We start from the raw sequence: 19,821 nt of genomic DNA, 5'->3' as shown, positions 1-19,821 counted from the left end.
GGGATAAGTTCTGCAATCGCAAATGGTTGCGACCGGCCTGCATGAGTTTCCGGCGGCCGGCGGCATTCGAATATTTTACGACGTTGGCCACAAAAATGTGAGCAAAAACCGGTATTGCGTTCGATCGCCGCTCAATTCGCGCCGGTCACTTCCGCACGGACGATGGCCTGCAGAATACCGTCCCAGGTGTAGTCGACTGCCTCGGCGGCTACCGTCAGCCCAGACTCGCGCGCCGTGCGGCTGGTCACGGGGCTGATGGATGCAATCTTTGTCTTCGTCGCCGCGAAATCAAGCCTCTCGGAGTCGGCAAGGGCAGCCAGTCGGCTGGCGATTGACGGGCTGCTGATTCCGATCCAGTCCAGACGCCCTGATTGGATCCTGTCGACGACGCTGGCGTCCAGCGCTGCGGAGTCTTCGTTGTTGTAAACGACAAGCTTTTCCACCTGAGCTCCGGATTCTGTCAGCATTTGCGGCAGCACATCCCGCCCCCGGCTGGCTCCTGCCCACAGAATTCGGCATCCGGAAACGTAAGGCGCCATTTCCGCCGCCAGGGCTTCGGCGCGGAATTCACCTGGCACGATATCGGGCCGCAGCGATCGGCTTTCCAGCGCGGCAGCGGTGGACGGACCGATTGCAGCGAACTTCATGTGAGCCACCGAACGCTGATCTCGGCCCGTTTGCCACAGTCGGTCAAAGAACGAACTCACGCCGTTCACGCTGGTGAAGACCAGCCAGCCAAAGTCAGGCAGCCGCTGCAACGCGGCATCCAGTGCCGCACACTGGTATTCAGTCGCCGGAGTGATCCGGATCAGGGGCATCAGGACAGGTTGGCCGGACAGCCGCAGAATCTTCGCCGCAACTTCGTCGCACTGGTCGTCGGGCCGCGTAATTCCGACGGTCCGGCCAAACAGCGGACCACGCTCGAACCAGGATCGACCAGTTCGTTGCCGTACGCATTCTCCGACAATGATCAACGATGGAGCATGGACGCCCGCTGCGGCAGCCCTTTCCGGCAGATCCGACAGCGTCGCCGCGACAACCTGCTGAGACGGAAGCGACGCGCTGCAGACGACCGCAGCCGGTGTCTGTTCCGGCTTTCCGTGGCTCATCAGTTCCGCGCAGATGCTTTGGATGCGTCCGAGTCCCATGTAGAACACAAGAGTCCCCGGAAAGGCGGCCAGTGCGCGATAGTCCAGCCGGCTGGCCGGGCGAGTGGGATCTTCGTGTCCCGTGACAAACGCGACGGCCGACGCGAATTGCCGGTGCGTGAACGAGAACCCGGCGTATTCTCCGGCAGCCGTTGCTGCGGTGATCCCCGGCACGACCTCGACAGGAACTCCCGCAGCTTCCAGCGCCGCGAGTTCTTCGCTGCCGCGTCCGAAAATGAACGGATCGCCGCCCTTCAGCCGCACAACCGTTCGCCCGGCGCGAGATTCTTCGATCAGCCGCTGGTTGATTTCGTGCTGCGGCACCACGGAACCGTCGCCCTGCCGCGTGCGCGCGGTTCGTTCGCAGACACCCGTCGTCAGCCGCAGCAGCAACGGATTCACCAGTCCGTCGTACAGCACCAGATCCGCCGTCGACAGCAGTTCCGCGGCGCGCAACGTCAACAGTCCCGGGTCTCCCGGACCGGCTCCGACCAGATAGACTTTTGCAGGTTGATCGGACATTTTGCACCAGCCGCGGCCAGCGTTGCTTCGTTCGCAGCCGGCCAGGATCGTAGCGACTCACGAGAATTCCGCGAGCGCGCTGGGAGGAACGCCTGCGGCAGCGTACGCTTCGCCGCATGAGCATCCCAGCCACTGCCGAACATGCCGCTCGATCCGCCGGAAACATCCTGCGTGACTACTTCCGTGAAGGTGTGACAATGCGCCATAAGGGCGCCGTCGACCTGGTGTCCGACGCCGATGTCAACGCGGAACGAGCGATCGTGAAGGTCATTCACGAACAGTTCCCGGATCACAGCATTCTGGGGGAGGAAGAGCAGTCCGACGACGTCCGCGCGGAACATCTGTGGATCGTCGATCCGCTCGACGGGACCACCAACTTCGCTCACCGGATTCCTCACTTTGCCGTTTCGATCGCGTACCACCACAACGGCATCGCGCAGTACGGGATTGTTCTGAATCCGATTCGCGACGACCGCTATGTCGCGGAACGCGGCCGCGGCGCGACTCACAACGGAGCACCGATTCGTGTCGGCGGTCAGACGCGAATGAACGAAGTGCTGATCAGCGTCGGATTCTACTACGACCGCGGTGCAATGATGGAAGCAACGCTGGCGGCCGTCGGTGACTGTTTTCGTCAGAACATCCACGGCATCCGAAGGATGGGAACCGCGTCGCTTGATCTGGCCCAGGTGGCGACCGGAAGCTTCGGTGCCTACTTTGAATACCAGCTTTCGCCGTGGGACTTTGCGGCCGGAAGACTGATCGTCGAAGAAGCCGGCGGAAAAGTCACCACCTGCCGCGGCGAACCGTTGCCGCTGGCAAAGTGCAGTCTTCTGGCGAGCAACACGAATCTGCACGACGACGTGCTGCGCGTCACCCGGAATCACCATCCGTAGGACGCGATCCCGCACCGCGCGGCGCCGGGCCGACGAAATTCAGCCCCGGTTCCTCAGCACGGGACGTGCGGCTCACCGCGAAAATTCATCCGCTTTGCCGATGTACCAACGGACGAATTGCCGTTCGCAGTAAACACCTGATTCCTCGCGAATCTCCAATTATACTGGGCTTTCGCTTATCCCTGATTTCGTGTCGAGGACGAAGTGATGAACCGTTGCCGGAGCAGTTTTGTCGGCATGACCATCGCCGCACTTGTGTTGGTGTCTGCCGCTGTTGCCAACGCCCAGCCTGTGGACTTTGTTCGCGATATCCAGCCGATCTTCGCTGCTCATTGCCACGAATGTCACGGGCCGGATCTGCGGGAATCCGGGCTGCGAACTGATGACCGCGGCAGTCTTCTGAAAGGCGGCGATCGCGGCATGCCCGCCGTTGTTCCCGGCAAGCCTGGTGAGAGTCTGCTGCTGGAACTTGTTCGCAGCGATGACCCGGATTCGCGGATGCCGCCCGACGGCGATCGACTGACGCCGGAGCAAGTTCGCTTGCTGTCGCGCTGGATCGAACAGGGGGCCGAGTTTCCGGACGGCGACGCCGATTCCATTCAGCATTGGTCGTTTCAGCCACTCCGGAAGCCGGATTTGCCTGCCGACTCCGAAAACCAGCATCCGATCGACGCGTTCATCGGCCGTGAACTTCACAAAACGGGATTGCAGCTTTCGGAACCGGCGGAACGGCATACGCTGGTTCGGCGATTGTTCTTCGACCTGACCGGGCTGCCTCCGGCTCCCGCTGACGTCCAGGCATTCGCGAGCGCCGCCGATCGGGATGTGGCCTGGGAAGCACTCGTCGAACAGCTTCTGGCTTCGCCGCGATACGGAGAACGATGGGCTCAGCACTGGCTGGACATCATCCGCTGGGCGGAAACTGTCGGCTTCGAAACCAACCTGGAGCGACCCAACGCGTGGCCGTATCGGGACTGGGTCATCGCAGCTCTCAACGCGGATAAGCCGTACGATGACTTCTTGTTCGCTCAGATTGCCGGTGACACGTCGGGCGAAGATGCGGCGCTGGGATTTCTTGTCGCCGGGCCGGCCAATCTTCCCGGTCAGATCGGACGCGATGAGGAAGCCATGCGGCAGGCTCGCCAGGATGAACTTGACGAAGTGATCCGCACCGTCAGCCAGAGCATCTTCGCTCTGACGCTGGACTGCGCACGCTGCCACAGTCACAAGTTCGACCCGCTGACTCAGCGAGACTACTACGCCATGCAGGCCACGTTCGCGGGACTGCAATACGGCGACCGGCGACTGCGCGGCGGGCTCAACGACGAATGGACCTCGCAGGTTCCGCAGGTTCGCGAACGTTTGCAGACTTTGCGCGAGGAGCTCGAAGCTCTTCGAATCCGGCATGCGCTGCAGCCGCCGCTGACGGAGATTCAGGCTGAGACTTTCGAGCCCGTGGAAGCTCGCGCCGTGCGGATGAGAATCCACGCGACGGGAAACGGTGCGGCGGCATCGCTGTACGAATTCGAAGCCTGGTCGACCGCACATGGCGGTGAATCCTCTGTCAACGTGGCGCTCGCCGAAAATGGAGCGACGCCGTCCGCGTCCAGTTTCGCACTGGCCAATCAGACACGGCACTTCGACAACCTGGTTGATGGTTCCGTAGACCAGCGGCAGGCCTTTCCGTGGGTCTCCGCGGCAGGCGGACCGGCATGGATTCGGATCGACTTTCCGAAAAGCACTCACATCGATCGAACCGTCTGGCACCGCGGTGAAAGTATTCCGGCCGACTACGACATCGACGTGCTGCCGCCGTCATCCGATGAATGGATCACGGTGCTGGATTCCCGGCGACGATTGCCCCGGACGGACGATGCTCGTCATGCGGCGAGTGTCCGGTTGACCGGACTGGATTCCGAATCGATCGCCGAAGTGATGGAAAAGACGGCGGCCATCCGATCGACTCAGCAGACGCTGAACAGGGTGTCCGCCGGACCTCAGGTCTACGCGGCAAGCTTCATCGACGAACCGGAGGACACGTGGCTGCTGCGCCGCGGTGATCCCATGCAGCGCGTCGACATCGTTGTGCCCTCAGTGCCGGAAGTTCTTCGTCGCGCTGTGGCCAGCGCGGCCATCAGGCGAAATGACGGGACGCCGGCGGTCTCAGCGTCCGCGCGCCGGAATCGCACCTTTGACGGGCAGTCGCGGGTTGTTCCAACGGCTGTCGCCATTCCGGCGAACCTGTCGGTGGCCTCTGAAGTCAGTCGCCGGCTGGCTCTGGCGGAGCACGCAGTTCGTCCCGACCACCCGCTGACCGCGCGAGTCATCGTGAATCGAATCTGGCAGTCCCATTTCGGCACGGGACTGGTCGACACGCCCAGCGATTTCGGACGCATGGGTTCCCGGCCGACTCACCCGGAACTGCTGGACTGGCTGGCAGCCGACTTTGTCGAACACGGCTGGTCACTGAAGCGGCTGCACCGGCAGATCGTCACGTCGGACACGTTTCGGCAGAGCAGCCGGCCGAATGCTGACGCGCTGCAGGTCGACGCGGGCTCACGACTGTTGTGGAGATTTCCTCCGCGACGGCTTGAAGCCGAGGCCATTCGCGATGCGATTCTGACGGTCAGTGGAAAACTGAACATGACGATGGGCGGACCCGGCTTCGATCTGTTCAACCAGCGCGGCGGACTGTCCGACTACGTCCCGAAGGAAACCTTCGACGATGCCGGCTGGCGACGCATGATCTACGCTCACAAGATTCGCATGCAGGCTGTCGATATCTTCGGATCGTTTGACTGCCCCGATGCCGGACAGATGACGCCGCAGCGCACGCGATCAATCACGCCGCTGCAGTCACTGAGTCTGCTGAACAGTCCGTTTGCCAATCGCCAGGCGGAATTCTTTGCGGAACGGGTTCGTACGGAGACAGGTGATGATCTTTTGGCTCAGGTGAACCGCAGCTTCGTACTGGCCCTGTCGCGTCCACCGACGAATGAAGAAAGCCTCCGGATGATCGAACTGGCAGAGACCCACGGACTGGAACAGGTCTGCCGAGTTCTGGTCAACACAAGTGAGTTTCTGTTCCTGCAGTAGATCACGTCAGCGCAGCGATTTTGGAGCGTCGCCTGAGGAACTATTCGTTTCGAATGACGGCGGCAGCGAGCTTCGAAGGTGGGTGACCCGGAACAGCCACAGCACCAGACATGGCGGCACGCAGAGCATCGCCTGTTCTGCCGGCAATCTCAGGCGAGACCAGGCGTCGAACGTGCCATTCCAGTGTCGCCGTTTCACGTCCAGCGTGCCGCGCAACATCTGGCGCAGCTTCGCGGACTTCGTAGAGCCTGAATGAATGCGGTACTTCAACAGCGCTTCACGGTGATTGGCGAACCGTGTGCCTTGCTTCGCCAGTCGGCACCACAGGTCGTAATCTGCTACCGTCTCGTCGGTTTCGTCATCATATCCGCCTGCGGCGAGAATTGTCTGTCGGCGGAAGATTGCGGCCGGATGAGCCAGCGGACAAAACCGCTTCAGCGCCGCGACGATTTCGTCGTGCGGTTCGGGGTACCGTCGAAACCCGATGTCACGCCCGGCAGCGTCAATCACCGCCAGTTGACTGCCCAGCACATCGATCGAATCATTCGCGGCCAAGAACGCCAACTGAGTTTCCAGTCGATGCGGTTCGCAGATGTCGTCCGCGTCCATTCGCGCGACCCACTCCGCGCGAGCTTCCGCGAGTCCCCGATTCAACTGCGCCGCAAAGGATGTTCGCGCCGAATTTTTCACGTGTCGAATTCGCGGGTCGCTGAATTCCATCAACACGTCACTCGCCGAGTGCTCCGATGCGTCTTCCACAACCAGCAGTTCCCAGTCGCCGATCGTTTGTGCCACGACGCTGGCGATCGCCTGCCGCAGCAGTTCCGGAACCGCCTCGTAAACCGGAAGAAGCACGCTTACCCGCAAGCCGCGCGGAGCGCGCTCTACGGAAAATGGTGTTGAAGAAGTCACGTTCAGTTGTTTCAAGTCAGACATCTTCCCCACGCCCGAAAAGCGGGAGAGGGAGATTCTTCTGCTTCCAGCAGAAAAATCGGGGTGAGGGCTGGCTGCGGCCTCACCCCGCACGCCAGGTGCGCGGACGGCCCTCCCGCTGAAACGGCAGTGGCAATTCTCATCTGTCGCACACGTTACTCCGTCATCGCTCGCCGTGAGTCACGCCTCGTTCCACGACCGCGTACAGAAACGAAAAGAACGCCGTTTGAGTTCCCACGGCCATCGCGGCTGTTGCCAGCAGAGCCGCGCGGATTTCCATCAGCGGCGGACCGGGGCGGATCCATTCCCACGCGATCCAGACATCGATCGCAAAGCCCGCGGCAAACATTAACGCTCCCGCGATCAGGCCTCGTTCAAGACTGAAATGCCGACGCAGCCATTCCAGGGCACGATCAGCCGCGGGGAACCGATGAAGGACGGTGTACAGTCGAGCGATCACTCCGAACTGCACGATCTGAATTCCGATCAGCAGCAGCAGGATTCCCAGCACCATCCAGTGGATGTCCATGTAGAACGAACCAACTCGAAACATGCCCCACGCCGGCAGCAGAGTCAGCATCATTCCGAAGCCCGCGACCGTCGCGCCGGGAATCAGAAACAGATGCAACGGGCTGAACATCAGCAGAAACTTCAGATGCCGCCAGCCGTCTCGTCCCGGCAGCAAATGAGCGGCTCTGTCGCGACCGGCTCGAAACATGCGAGTCGGCACTTCCTCCGTCCGCAGTCCCAGCCGAGCCGCCTTGACCAGCATTTCACTGGCCAGTTCCATTCCGGTGCTGTTCAAAGCCAATTGCTCAGCCGTGGTTCGCGTGAACGCCCGCAGACCGCACTGAGTATCCCCGATGCCGGTGTGAAACAACCGGTTGATCAGCCAACTCAATCCCGGATTGCCAACGCGGCGATTCAGCCACGGCATCGCACCGGGGTCAATGCCGCCGGCGAACCGGCTTCCCACGACCATATCGGCACCGTGTTGAACAGAACGGACCAGTTCCGGCAGCGATCCCAAATCGTGGCTGCCGTCGGCGTCGGCCATCACCAGAATCTCGCCACGTGCCGCATCAATCGCCGCGCGAACGGCGTTGCCATAGCCAGCCTCGTCACACCGCACCACGCGAGCTCCGGCCTGCCGCGCGATCCCGCCCGAATCGTCTGTCGACCCGTTGTCGCACACCACGACTTCCGCCGACAATCCCGCTTCGCCGAGCACTTCCAATGCCCGACGAACGCAGCCGCCCACCGTCTTCGCTTCATTCCGGCACGGCATGACGACGGAAATCAGCGGATCGTTGCTGCCACGGTCGCAGGCGGCTGGTTCGCCAGCGGAGCGATCAAATGATTCCAGCACCGCCACCATCGCTCACCCCCCGTTTAACCCATGGCCGACAGGCCAGGCCGACATTGGCCTGACGAACACATTCATCGCGCTGCGGCTTGCATGCGTGCCACTGGCTCTGCCAGTGCCCTCTCTCAACCGGGGCTAGCGCGCTGCGGGTTGCTCGCGGTAGGTCACCCTCCCGAGCGGCCCAATAATCGTCGCCCGAACAACAACGCGCCGACAACCAGCCCCGCATCAAACCATAACAATCCATATTCCAATGTTGACCACGGCCCGGTGCCAAAGAAGAAATATCCCGCCGGAGCCATATTCCCGCCGCGCTGCGATTGAGGAAACCGAAGCTGCTCCGACGGAACCCATACCGTGTACACAATGGCGGCCAGAATCACAGCCACGCCGAGCCACACTTCCCAGCCAACATCGCCCTGCCACCACGCAGCCCTGCGGTTCTTCGATCGACGTCCGGAGTCAGCGTCGGTGCCACCGGACTCCAGCGCCCGCAACTGAGCCTCGTACGCCGCCTGAGCCGCGGCGGCCGTGCCAGGGTACGACGGGACACCGATCCCTTCGCTTTCCGCGTGGATGCGTTTTGCCAACTCGGCTTCCCCGCCGACCGCTGCGTCTTCCGGAAACAACCCCTTCACACGACGAGCACTCAACCACAGCGAACTGCCTTCCGAACGCACCAGATCGCCTTCCGTCAGCTCACCCAGCATCGCCGCCGCGAGTAGTTCCTCACGCGAAAACGGCCCCGTCTCCCGGCCGTCATCGGATTGTCTGTAGAATTGAGTGCTCATCACAAAGTCGCAAACAGGATACCCTCAAACGGGAACACCTCCCAGGAGGACGAGCCGCGCGCCGCCAGTCCGTCAGTGCGTCAGTGCGTCCCCTCGCCCGCAAAGCGGGAGAGGGAGATTTTTCTGCGTCCAGCAGAAAATCGGGGTGAGGGCCGACCGCGCAGTCCTCAGGCCGTGGCAGGGCGTTCCAGGGCTCCAGCCCATGGAACGCCCTTGCCAGAAGGCTCCGCCTCCCATCCCCCTTCAAAACTCGGTCGGCAGCCCCGACTGATCCAATGTTCCCGTCATCTGCCCGCCCTGAGGACTCAACAGCGCTGCGTAGACTCGACCATCCATATCCTCATTCAGAAACTGAACATGTCCATCGGCGAACACAACATAAACTCCGCCCGCATGCCAGGACGACGCCCACGGTGCTTCCCCGTCCGCCTGCTCGCGGCCGGAATTGATCTTTTCCATGGGATGAGTATTGGCTCGGCCATAGTCCACATTCCCGGCGCTGCAGTCCAGGTCGTTGCAGACGTTGCCGCTGAGATAAAACGCCGTCCGCTGTGCCGCCGGACACGCCCAATTGGCCGGAGATGACGGCGGAGCGCTCGGATCTGTTCCGGAACGAATACATTCGGCGATCATGATCGTATTGGACGCCCCGTCGCGAATCGTGTGCAGTGAATGATGCTGCCGTTCTCCAATTTCCGTCGGCCAGTTTTCCACGAAGAACAGCCCCGACCGAACCAGCAGTTCACGATCCGTGGGCTTGCCGATGTCCGGATTGTTCGATCCGTCGCCGTTCAGATCGATCGACCCGCGAAGCTGGACCACGCCGCCGGCCAGAGTCGTCCAGCCAAACCCGCTGTTGACGGCATAGCTCAGGTCGCCGCCGCCAGTCGTACTGATGTCATCCGGACATGCAAGCTCGGAGAGATGAGTATTCGCCAGAGCCAGGTTGCCGGGAGTGTCATAGGTCTGATCTTTGTCCCATCGATCGGCAATTGTCTGCTGGTCAATCCAGGGCAGCAGGTCCACCGCCCAGCTGCGATAGAAGCCTGTCGTTCGGCCGAAGTATCCCGACGCCGGAAACCGCTTCTTGGCTTCTGCCTCATTGATCATCGCCAGCCCCAGATTTTTCAGATTGTTCTGACACTGAGTCCTCCGAGCCGCTCCGCGAGCATTCATGACCGCGGGAAGAATCAATGACAACAAAAGCGAAATAATGGCAATCACGACCATCAGCTCGATGACGGTGAACCCGCCGCGACGGGACGCAGGGCGAGCGATGGATGAGTTCTTTCCAACTCCCTCTCCCCTTTGAAGGGGGGAGGGCCGGGGGGAGGGGATGCCGCCCGATAAACTTCCGTCCGCCGTTTGCACCAAACTTTTCGAAGCGTGCCTTCTCATGCCAACTCTCCCGTCACACCGGATTGTGCTGCACGACATCCGTTTCGCCGCGCTCGTCACGCGGAGCGATGATAGCTACATTGTATGATCCCCGCCGAATGACTGTTTGTCTATGTTTTTCGTTTCCCGATCCCGTGCCCCCCTGACCTGCATTGCACACAGATTGTAGGCCGGAACGAGCAAACCGTAATCCCGCCGGAACTTCGACCTCACAATCCGCTTGCTCTCGCCAACAAACTGTTGTCGCCGGTAAACTGGTTTGCGCTGTTCCGGCGTTGGCGACGGCCTTGTTCCGGCCTACCCCATGCGCGATCGAGGCTAATCGCCAACCGCTCATGGCGACTCCCCACACTCAATCAACTCCAGCCCCAGCTTCGCCCGCATCGCATTCGCCTGAGCGCAGTCCAGGTGATAAACAAAAATCGAATATGCCACACGGTCCACCGGCGTTTCGTCAAGGAATAGTTCCAAATACGAATACGGATAGATCGGCCTGTTGTAATACGGATGGTGTGCTCGCCAGATGCCGCGCAGAAAACTGGCACTGACCGCGTACCAGCCCGGCTGTGGCCCGTCCCACGGTGCAGACTCCGCTGTGATTCCGACGACTTCCGGAGCCACCGCCCCATAGCAGTTCACGTACAGCGGCCGAGCCTGGGGATGTTCGTCCACCCAGTCCTTTAGAAACAGCATGTCCTGGCCCCAGTCATAGCTGGCCCAGATCAGATGATTGTGCCCGTTCGCCGTCCCGCCAGCCGCTTCATTGAAGTACGACAAACTGTGAGGATACACCCACAGACTGCTGCCCACTGACCACGCCAGAGCCCCATATACCAGCGTCTTCCGCCACCAGCGGCCTTCCTGAGCCCACACGAACGCGTGCCCGATCCAGATAAACACAAACGGCAGCATGGGCAGGATGTACCGCAGCAGTTTGATCTGCGTCACCCAGCTCACGAACACAAGAATCGTGATCGCCGGCAGCCACAACACCAGATCCGTAAACCAGTGCCGTGCGCCAAACAAGTCTGTACGATGGTCTTCCGAGGCCGTCGAGTCACCTTCCGTACCACGGCTCTCTGAAGCCGTCGCTGGCTCCCGCCCCCGTACTCTCAACCCTCGACGCTCAACCCTCGACTCCCGGCCCGTTACCCGGGCATAAACCGCGATGAACAGCAGAAGCCACGTCCCCAGCGGCATTTTCACCAGCAGGCCGTAGATATGAAACCACCACACATTGCCGTCATAGAACCTGCCATGCACATACGTGGGAAACGACTCCGTCTGCACGTGATGAGCCACGACATCAATTCCCATGATGTAATTCCGAGGCAGCGGAACCGGCACCGCTCCCAGCCACGCCGACAGCCCGGACGTCGCCTCCGGATCCACGGCAAATCGCTGCCACGTCGGACTGTTAAACTGAAACGTCCGCCACGGCTGAAAGGTCGATTCAAACGCGTAGCCGACGTTGACGACATACACCGCGAGCACCGCCATCACGGCAAGATGCCCCGGCAACGGCCAGCGCTCCGGCCTTGGCGACACAAACCGCCGCACCGTCCAAAGCACAGTCCACAACACGGGCATCACCACCCAGACATATTTCGACAGCAGCACAAACCCCAGAGCAATCCCACAAATAACAGCCCCGGACATCGAAGGCTTCTGCATCCATTTCCAGAACGCATACACTGAAGCGATACCGAGCACAGTGGGAACTACATCCCCGGTGGCAAGCGCCGCGTGTGACAACACAAGCGGATCGAAAGACCAGAGGGCGAGCACCGAAACGCCAACAACTCGGGCAAACAATACGCGCGTCCATGCGAGGCACAGTAAGCCGCCCAACACAGACAAACCGCCAATAATTAGTCGGCCACGGCGAATGGTCGGTGCATAACTCGGTGAAGGACTGTCCGCGAGTGAATCCATGCAGCAAACGCTGGGAAGAGCAGCAAGAGAATCGCTCAACGGTGGATTTCCAGGATTCCCGCTCCACGACCCGTCTCGCCAATACGCCACGCCTGCGCGAAGGCGCACAATCTCATCCATGACCGGCGACTGACGGAGCCCCGTGGTCGTCAATAAGATTACATTGAGCAACAGTTGGCACCCGACGACCGTTGCAGCTTGACGCACACTACTTTCTGCCAAAGTGCCGCGCCATACGTCGGCACAACGCCCGCATTTCTGAACAGTCCAATCCAGCCGCAGGTTCTCCACGCGCGTGACCAATTCTTCCTATCGCATGGCTAATACCAGATGCGTACATAGAACTTGCGTACGGCAGGCCACGTACATCAACCGATCCTGTGGCCACTATGCAGATGCCGTTTACCCACACCACTTAGACGTCGCGAATCTATAGCGCAGTAGACCACCAGACTCCCGATCAATCGCAAGAAACGCGTCAACAACGACAGCATCAGAGACAGCAACCAGCGATTCGAACTCCAGAAATGCCATATACTGCAGGTCTCTTCGGTCGATGCGATGTGGGCCGGTCGGCCACGATTTTGTCCTTGATCCATGGGTTCTCGCCAAGACGCGTCACTTAAGTTGTTCCGATTGAACGTGTATCCTAGCTGCGCCGCGCTTTCAACCCATTCTCAAGCGGATCATGTCAATGAGCCTCTTCTCTGTTGTCCGCAGGTCCTTCTTTTGGTGTCGCCACGATGGTTACACGCAGTTTCAGAGCTCTGTCACGCCGAGGGCGAGTGTCAGCCTGCGGCCGAGAGAGTCTTCAAACTCAACCAGCTCGTTCGCACGTAGAGCATTATTTTCGACAACCAATGTGCATTTCCAGACGCCGCCTTTCACTTTGTGCAATTCCGCGCTTGTTCCGGAGGGCAGTCGCACGACCTTCGGGGATTGCTCTTCTTCGGTTCGAATGATCACACTTCGCTCGATTGCAGCGGCGAGATCCTTTCGACGTAATACCAATCTGGCAGGGTCTACGGAAAATGGGAGCTGTCTGGGCCGATAGTAGATCGGGATCACTAAAACCGGGACAGACACGTCTGTGGCATATACGTAAACCATATCTCGGATACTTTCGGTGCCGTCAGTGCCCTCAATGATAGACCCACTCACGACAAAGGACTTTGTGAAACCATGTTTCGTGTCGGTCGCTCCGCCCGCCGCGTCGACTCGCAACGAATCCAGGCGAATTCGTGTATCATCCGTGGACGACGTTCTCGAAACACCAAATGGCTCCAATACATCTAGCGTATAGATGGATATCTCGAAAGACGTGGTTTCGTCGGCAGGCGCTACAATTGCCGGAGGACTTGAGTACCACGCTGGCGAGACAGGAACTTCCAACGTGTTCCGTGCAGTCCGTGCCACGCCGCATATTTGGTATTCTATAGCAAGCCCGTAACTCTGTAGTCCGCGCCGATGCTCGGTATCCAATTGGAGAAGGAGTGGAAGCGTCGCGCCGGGATTGATAGTCAGGGGCAACTCCACGGCGGCACCTGCCGGCGAAGTGATTTCCATGCACCCACACGATTTGGAAATCGCTCGAATCCGGGCGGTGTCCCTCGAGTCATTAAAAATCTCCAGTGCCGCGATATATGGGCGGCCCTCAATTGCGATGGCATTCTCGAGAGTCGATGAAATACGCAACACTTTTGTTTCGCGGTTCAGCAGCGACGCGCCGTTAATAAGCATGATGCCGACAAAAGAACACACCGCACAGCCGGCGACTACACCTATGAGTTTTGCGGGTCCCGTCATCTCCGACTCCCAATGCATAAGGAGAGCGCAATTCGGCAATGCACTTAGGAACTATGACTCAGTGTTTCACTCTGCGACGCCACTTTGTGGTGACATACCAAACAACCACAACAAGCGCACTGGCATTGGCGGCCCAAAAAATCATGGTTCGAGCCACGCTGCCGGATCTTTGGCCCTCCCGTTGATCCAGAAAAGCGCGCCGATACTCCGCAGGCTCTGCGATCTCTAATGCGGCATGGTCGTCGGCTCCCCATACAAACCATTTCTCAACACCGTCAGCGACCGAACGGTCATCGGCAACGTAGAGACCCTCCGGAAATGGCATCTGAAACACTGCCTCATCAACTGGAGCATTGATACTTTCGATGCTCATTTCCGTTCTTCCAATGATCTCGGGCTCACCATTCCCAATTGCCGATCGTTCAATCAGTAATACTGGCAGGACGACACCCTGGCCGAAGCTCGAGAACGCTTCTGCCGTGACATACGAAGTCATATTCTCGAGCCCTCCATTCCCAGCAACTGCACCGTAGTCCTTCATCAACTGAACGACTTGGAAACCGCGGTCCGGATCAATCCAGACGTCAAGACTCTCCGGCTCCAGGCTGTTAGTCTTTTCGCCGAGAGTAAAGTGTAGACGCCAGGCTTCGCTATCGGTTCCGAATGTGCGGTCAGTTCCGACGAGAGATACTTCACGCATTCTGCGCGTTAACTCGCGCAGTGGTCTGGCAATATCACCGTTTGAAAGGCCGAACCGCAGTAAGCAATAAGCCGCTGGATCCATGAATCCATAGACGCCTGGCGGGGCTAGGGTTGCCGCTACCCCGTTTTGGTCGCCAGGGTCGACCGACACACTCCCGTCCGGATCGTAGTTATAAAGGAATCGCCATTCGTCATTGTCGAGCAAGATATCGTCACGGCGCAAGCGCTCGATGTCGGCGCTTACGCTGGTTTGATGATGCAGAACCGCGATTCGCTCGCGAAGTCCATCCCATCGCCAACGAAATGTGAAACTGTCACGGAATTGCCCCGTTGCCCTGTGAAGACCCCGAACCCTGAGTTGCACATCGCCGCTTCGTAGCGATTTCACCGCGGCATCATGTGCATCAATTAGCGACTGCGCCGTTGGCTCCTGTGCCTGCAGAAGTGGCACGCATAGTCCAATGACAACAAACGTGGCACCACACACGCTACCTGACATACGCGTTTCTCCCTTCTGTGCCACTGAAAGGCGGGGACAGTGTAAAGAACGCAACCGTTCACAGCAGTCCACTCCCTAAAAGGCACCGATTTCTACCACTGCGAGCCTGACAAGGCTCGCGTCGCAGTGCAGTTTATTCGGGAGTGTTGAATTCGGCCAGGATCGTGGGGGCGCGGCCTCCGTCCTACTATCAGGTAACCAGTAACCCAAGAGGCGACCTGCGCCCCGGTGACATGCTACGAGCATGGGACAATCGCCACGGGAGATAGATTCGCATGTGTGTTACGGGCAACCGGCAACCGGTACAGAACAGGGAACCGTAGTCGTGCCCCAGCAAGTGCCGGCACAGGTGACTGTTGCCGGGCACGAGTCAAGGCCAGGCGTGCATGTGCCGTGTTTTACTGCGCTTGCCGTGGCGTCGCATCTTCCTGCTGGCGTTCCACACTCAGCCACCATCGCAGATTTTCCGGTACATGTCCAAGCATGTCCACCCGTCTTGGTACACCACTCAAACAAGCCCGCATACACTGCTCCGGACAAGCCCATCACAACAGACACAGACAATAGTGCAACCAACTTGTATCGACGCATTGCATTCTCCCTTGTAATTAACGAGCACACCACAACAGAATCAGGCTACCACGTCGCTCTGGCGACGCGTCGTCCCGACAGGTTCCACAGTAATCGTCAACCATGCATACGTTGCTCGCGTGCCCAATCCAAGAAGCATTCGCCTGCTTGGCAACGGCACCACTGTTCCGTGATGCGGAAACCGCGAAGTGCGGGGCGTTGCAGAAAGTTCATCGTGCCGCACCCCTTTCGAAACAGGGTGACAGGAAAGCACAACAATCATCCGTGACGACGGTCGACCGGTCAGCGGCTCAGTCGCGAGGGGCCGAGGGGATTATTCAAGAAGCCTCCCCACAAACGACTACTGTACAACCGGAACTTGATTCGTCAATCCGCATTCTCCGGAATTTCGAAAGAATCGTCACGACTGATATTGACCGGATTACTGCAGTCATTTCGAGCGTGAATCCTGAAGCGTCGTCGGCCCCACGCGGGTGGTGTCCTGCTTTCACATGCGCCGAGACGACGTCGCGTCTCTGGCGACACACGACAGGCAGTCCTGTTGCGTGCGACATAGACGCGAGATGCTTCCACGCCACATACCGGAGAGCTGCCGCTCCCGTCTCGGCGAAACACAGCGATGTCAAAGTCGTCGACAGTCCATGACGTGACGAGGCGGTGCTGCCTGTTTCCTGCGTTCGAACACTCAGGTCCGGATGCCGTGTCGAAGAGTGGTCGTTTGAAGTGTTTTCCGGCATCGCGAGCAGCTCTGCGGTTTACACCATCGTCGCCTGTCGCGTGTTGTACTTCCGATGCCTCAGCCAGAATTGTCCGGACCTCAGTTGCGAAGTCCTGCTGACACCCGGTGAACAACAGCCCGTGCACCGGGTCAGGTACGCCTCGAAGTACTTCTGACGACACATGTTGTGCCATAAACGGTACGCAGGACTGAACGACATGATCCGCCTGATCGGCAGTCCCGGCGGCTGCCTCGTTCGCCCCGGAGTTCAGGCTCTCTGAACCGGCCTCCGGTAAACGCGTTACGTCGCCATGTCCTGGGACACCCCTAGCCCGGAGACCTGATGTCTGCCGCTCATTGTCTTAATCCAGCACCTGTGTTCCAATGGTTAAAGGATTGAACGTCGCACAGTGTGTGTAGAATAGACGACCGAATCGGAGTCTTCTGGCCCTGTGGCCTGCGGGCGAGTGCTGTGGTACGAACAACTGACAGATGGACCATGGCGGATTCCGCACCAACAACTTTGAAATCCGCAGCAACGGGGCACACCGGAATATCGGGTGCCGCCGCTCACAGTCGTGATCGCTGCGGGTTAACGTTGTAAGACTCGCATCTCGAATGAGGACTGCATCATGGTCCGCCTTCGTCGCCGACAACTCCTGGGCCGCAGCATCAACAGCTTTGCGGGAATCGCGCTGGCTTCCATGCTGGCACCGGGTGCCCGCGCGGAATCGCCCGACATCGATCCGACAAGGCCGTACGAACCGCGGCCGAGCCACTTTGAACCCAAAGCCAAAAACGTGATCGTCGTGTTCTGTTCGGGAGCACTAAGCCACGTCGACACGTTTGACTTCAAGCCGGAACTGATTCGCCTGCACGGAAAGCCTCTTCCCGGCAACGAAAAACTGGTTTCATTTCAGGGACCGAACGGAAACCTGACGCAGCCGTTGTGGCCGTTTCGGCCGCGCGGTGAATGCGGCAAAATGACGTCTGACCTGCTGCCGCACATCGGTGCTCTGGCCGATGATATCTGCTTCTTTCATGCGCTGACGAACAAGTCCAACACGCACGGCCCGGCTGAAAACGTGATGAACACCGGCTTCACGTTCGACGGTTTTCCCAGCATGGGAGCCTGGATCAATTTCGCACTGGGAAGTGAAAATCAGAACCTGCCGTCGTTTGTCGCGATCGAAGATCCGCGCGGGATGCCGCAGTCCGGTCCGAACAACTGGGCCAACGGATTTCTGCCGGCCGCGTTTCAGGGGACTCCGTTCAGCAGTACGAAGCCCGTTCGTTTTCTGCAGCGCCCGGCGTCGATTTCCGCCGACACGGATTCCGCCGCGCGGGCCGCACTGAGGTTTCTGGAACAGCGGAATCAGGATCGTTTTCCGGGAGACCAGCAGCTGGCCGCGCGAATCGCCGGGTACGAACTTGCGGCCAGAATGCAGTTGACGGTCCCGGATGCTGTGCGGCTTGACGACGAACCTCGGCACATTCAGTCGCTGTACGGCGCTGACAGCGCGAACTCGCACAAGGCGGCCTTCGCGAACAACTGCATTCTGGCCCGGCGATTGATCGAACGCGGCGTCCGGTTTGTGCAACTGTTCAACGGAGCCTACGCGTCCGGCGGCCGAATCAACTGGGACGGCCACAGCGAACTGAAGTCGCAGTACGACGTTCACGGCGAAATCCTCGACCAGCCGGTTGCCGGACTTCTGACCGACCTGAAGCAGCGCGGACTGCTGGAGTCCACGCTGGTGGTGTTTGCCACGGAATTCGGGCGCATGCCGATGTTTCAGGCCGGCACCTACGGACGCGACCACAATCCTCTGGGCTTCACCTGCTGGCTGGCCGGAGCCGGCGTGAAAGGCGGCATCAGCTACGGAACCACTGACGAATTCGGCTACCGTGCTCAGGACAACGTTACCACGCCGCACGACTTTCACGCGACGATCCTGCATCTGCTGGGACTCGACCACAAACGCCTGACCTTCTACCACAACGGAATCGAGCGGCGTTTGACGGACGTCCACGGCAGTGTCATTCGGGAGGTTTTGGCGTGAGCGAAAGTGCCGCTCAGACCGACTCGGCGCCGACGTCCCGTGTGTCGATTCAGAGCGTCACGACCGTTGCGGTGCTGGTGCTGGCTGCCGTTGTGATTTTGATCAGCGGATTCCTCCCGGCGTATCAGTCCTGGCTGGCGGATCGTGCGACCGAGACACTTCTTCGATGCTGCCGGTCGGGAGACGTCCAGGCGGCACAGTCCGCTCTTGCAGACGGTGCCGACTGCAATGCGGCCGACAAACAGGGACAGCGCGCGATCTCCGTTGCGATTGAGTCCGGTCACGAGCAGGTTGTGGAACTGCTGCTGGACGCGGGCGTCGACCCGCTGGGTTCCGGAACCAACGGGCCGCTGTTTACCGCCGTCAGCAGCGGTCAGCCGTCCTGCGTTGGCCTGTTGGTGCAGTACGGCGCGGATCCGAATTCGGCCGGCAACCGGGGAGTCCCGCCGCTGGAAGTTGCGATTCGAAAAGGTGATGTTCAATCCGCCGAGGCTCTGATCGAAGCCGGGGCGGACATCGGGGATTCTCTGTCCGTGACCGTCCAGGCGGCGGACCAGATTTCCACCGAGGCCGAAATGACTCGCATGCTGCTGCGGCACGGAGCTGTCGTTTCACAAAGCGACGACGGCGAAACGCTTATGGAAGCTCTGGGCTACAGCAACGGTGAAGTGGCTGATGTCCTGATCGAACACGGCGTGACATACACGGTGACCGCGGCCATCGCACTGAACCGCATCGACGACGTCAGGCGGATGATTCAGGACGATCCGTCGCTGCTGACTTCCACGGCCGAAGATGCTCCCGGCGGCAACCGTACCGGGACATCGCTGCTGTGCGAAGCGCTGGTTCGCGGCCGGCGTGAGATCGCGATGTGGCTTATCGATGCCGGAGCGCTGTCCGATTCGGCCGCGGTGCCCGAATGTTCGCTGATGAACATCGCGGCCAGCCACGGCGACGCGGAAATGGTCCGCCTGCTGCTCAGTCACGGGCTTGATCCGAATGAGCCGGACGAATCCGGACTGGCGGCCCTGCCGTGGGCGTCCGGCCCTGATCGTGCCGGCGTTATCGAAGCCCTGATCGAAGGGGGAGCCGATGTGAACGGCCTGCTGCCAACCGGCGGACCTCTACTGCTTCGCGCCGCGCGGCAGCGAGACCTGGAACTTGTGAATCTGCTGCTTGCCCACGGCGCTGATCCGACGATCGCGGATCCAATCACCGGAAACCTTGCGGTCGACCTGGCACGCTGGTCGCATTACCACGGCGAACCGGCTCACCCGGAAATCGTTCAGGTGCTGGAAGACAGCATGAAGCAGCGCGGCGCCGCGATATCGGAACCGTAACGTCACGCGTCCCTGTG

12 protein-coding genes are annotated in these 19,821 nt (G+C 60.0%); 4 read left to right on the top strand and 8 right to left on the bottom strand.

The features are described 5' to 3' along the window. Positions 1-131: 131 nt before the first annotated feature. Positions 132-1,670 (bottom strand): uroporphyrinogen-III C-methyltransferase, encoded by a 1,539-nt coding sequence (gene cobA, locus R3C19_09460; protein ID MEZ6060576.1) that lies wholly within the window; start codon positions 1,668-1,670, stop codon positions 132-134. A 116-nt stretch (positions 1,671-1,786) separates the two neighbouring features. Here cobA and R3C19_09455 point away from each other — a divergent pair, with 116 nt between their 5' ends. Both R3C19_09455 and R3C19_09450 read left to right on the top strand, forming a co-directional pair. Beyond that, positions 1,787-2,566: an inositol monophosphatase family protein gene (locus tag R3C19_09455; GenBank protein ID MEZ6060575.1), complete on the top strand. Its 780-nt coding sequence runs from the start codon at positions 1,787-1,789 to the stop codon at positions 2,564-2,566. Between the two features lie 237 nt (positions 2,567-2,803). Next, positions 2,804-5,662 carry a DUF1553 domain-containing protein gene (locus R3C19_09450; protein MEZ6060574.1) on the top strand — a complete coding sequence of 953 codons (2,859 nt, stop codon included), beginning with the start codon at positions 2,804-2,806 and terminating at the stop codon, positions 5,660-5,662. Positions 5,663-5,668: 6 nt separating this feature from the next. Here R3C19_09450 and R3C19_09445 read toward each other — a convergent pair whose 3' ends face one another. From R3C19_09445 to R3C19_09415, 7 genes are all read right to left on the bottom strand, one after another. Beyond that, positions 5,669-6,517 carry a glycosyltransferase gene (locus R3C19_09445; GenBank protein MEZ6060573.1) on the bottom strand — a complete coding sequence of 283 codons (849 nt, stop codon included), beginning with the start codon at positions 6,515-6,517 and terminating at the stop codon, positions 5,669-5,671. A gap of 241 nt (positions 6,518-6,758) precedes the next feature. Further along, entirely contained in the window at positions 6,759-7,973 is a 1,215-nt protein-coding gene (locus tag R3C19_09440; GenBank protein ID MEZ6060572.1) for a glycosyltransferase family 2 protein, read from the bottom strand. A gap of 152 nt (positions 7,974-8,125) precedes the next feature. Then, a complete protein-coding gene (locus R3C19_09435; GenBank protein MEZ6060571.1) occupies positions 8,126-8,752 on the bottom strand; it encodes a DUF4339 domain-containing protein in 627 nt (208 codons plus the stop codon). A gap of 243 nt (positions 8,753-8,995) precedes the next feature. Beyond that, complete coding sequence (locus tag R3C19_09430) at positions 8,996-10,150, bottom strand: DUF1559 domain-containing protein (protein MEZ6060570.1); 1,155 nt, start codon at positions 10,148-10,150, stop codon at positions 8,996-8,998. 333 nt (positions 10,151-10,483) lie between these two features. Next, positions 10,484-12,085 carry a glycosyltransferase family 39 protein gene (locus R3C19_09425; protein MEZ6060569.1) on the bottom strand — a complete coding sequence of 534 codons (1,602 nt, stop codon included), beginning with the start codon at positions 12,083-12,085 and terminating at the stop codon, positions 10,484-10,486. A gap of 759 nt (positions 12,086-12,844) precedes the next feature. Further along, positions 12,845-13,891 carry a hypothetical protein gene (locus R3C19_09420; protein MEZ6060568.1) on the bottom strand — a complete coding sequence of 349 codons (1,047 nt, stop codon included), beginning with the start codon at positions 13,889-13,891 and terminating at the stop codon, positions 12,845-12,847. Positions 13,892-13,949: 58 nt separating this feature from the next. Beyond that, entirely contained in the window at positions 13,950-15,044 is a 1,095-nt protein-coding gene (locus R3C19_09415; protein MEZ6060567.1) for a hypothetical protein, read from the bottom strand. A gap of 1,989 nt (positions 15,045-17,033) precedes the next feature. Here R3C19_09415 and R3C19_09410 point away from each other — a divergent pair. Both R3C19_09410 and R3C19_09405 read left to right on the top strand, forming a co-directional pair. Then, positions 17,034-18,464 (top strand): DUF1501 domain-containing protein, encoded by a 1,431-nt coding sequence (locus R3C19_09410; protein ID MEZ6060566.1) that lies wholly within the window; start codon positions 17,034-17,036, stop codon positions 18,462-18,464. Beyond that, positions 18,461-19,804 carry an ankyrin repeat domain-containing protein gene (locus R3C19_09405; protein MEZ6060565.1) on the top strand — a complete coding sequence of 448 codons (1,344 nt, stop codon included), beginning with the start codon at positions 18,461-18,463 and terminating at the stop codon, positions 19,802-19,804. The genes R3C19_09410 and R3C19_09405 overlap by 4 nt, the downstream gene beginning before the upstream one ends. Positions 19,805-19,821 lie beyond the last annotated feature (17 nt).

The sequence above is a fragment of the Planctomycetaceae bacterium genome (assembly GCA_041398785.1).
Lineage (GTDB): Bacteria > Planctomycetota > Planctomycetia > Planctomycetales > Planctomycetaceae > JAWKUA01.
This window is presented reverse-complemented; position numbering and strand designations above follow the sequence as displayed.

What these genes read in the sequence shown, in the direction of transcription:
- R3C19_09455 (MEZ6060575.1), top strand. Translation starts at nt 1,787, where the DNA reads ATGAGCATCCCAGCCACTGCCGAACATGCCGCTCGATCCGCCGGAAAC.
- cobA (MEZ6060576.1), bottom strand. Translation starts at nt 1,670, where the DNA reads ATGTCCGATCAACCTGCAAAAGTCTATCTGGTCGGAGCCGGTCCGGGA.
- R3C19_09420 (MEZ6060568.1), bottom strand. Translation starts at nt 13,891, where the DNA reads ATGACGGGACCCGCAAAACTCATAGGTGTAGTCGCCGGCTGTGCGGTG.
- R3C19_09435 (MEZ6060571.1), bottom strand. Translation starts at nt 8,752, where the DNA reads ATGAGCACTCAATTCTACAGACAATCCGATGACGGCCGGGAGACGGGG.
- R3C19_09425 (MEZ6060569.1), bottom strand. Translation starts at nt 12,085, where the DNA reads ATGGATTCACTCGCGGACAGTCCTTCACCGAGTTATGCACCGACCATT.
- R3C19_09450 (MEZ6060574.1), top strand. Translation starts at nt 2,804, where the DNA reads ATGACCATCGCCGCACTTGTGTTGGTGTCTGCCGCTGTTGCCAACGCC.
- R3C19_09430 (MEZ6060570.1), bottom strand. Translation starts at nt 10,150, where the DNA reads ATGAGAAGGCACGCTTCGAAAAGTTTGGTGCAAACGGCGGACGGAAGT.
- R3C19_09410 (MEZ6060566.1), top strand. Translation starts at nt 17,034, where the DNA reads ATGGTCCGCCTTCGTCGCCGACAACTCCTGGGCCGCAGCATCAACAGC.
- R3C19_09440 (MEZ6060572.1), bottom strand. Translation starts at nt 7,973, where the DNA reads ATGGTGGCGGTGCTGGAATCATTTGATCGCTCCGCTGGCGAACCAGCC.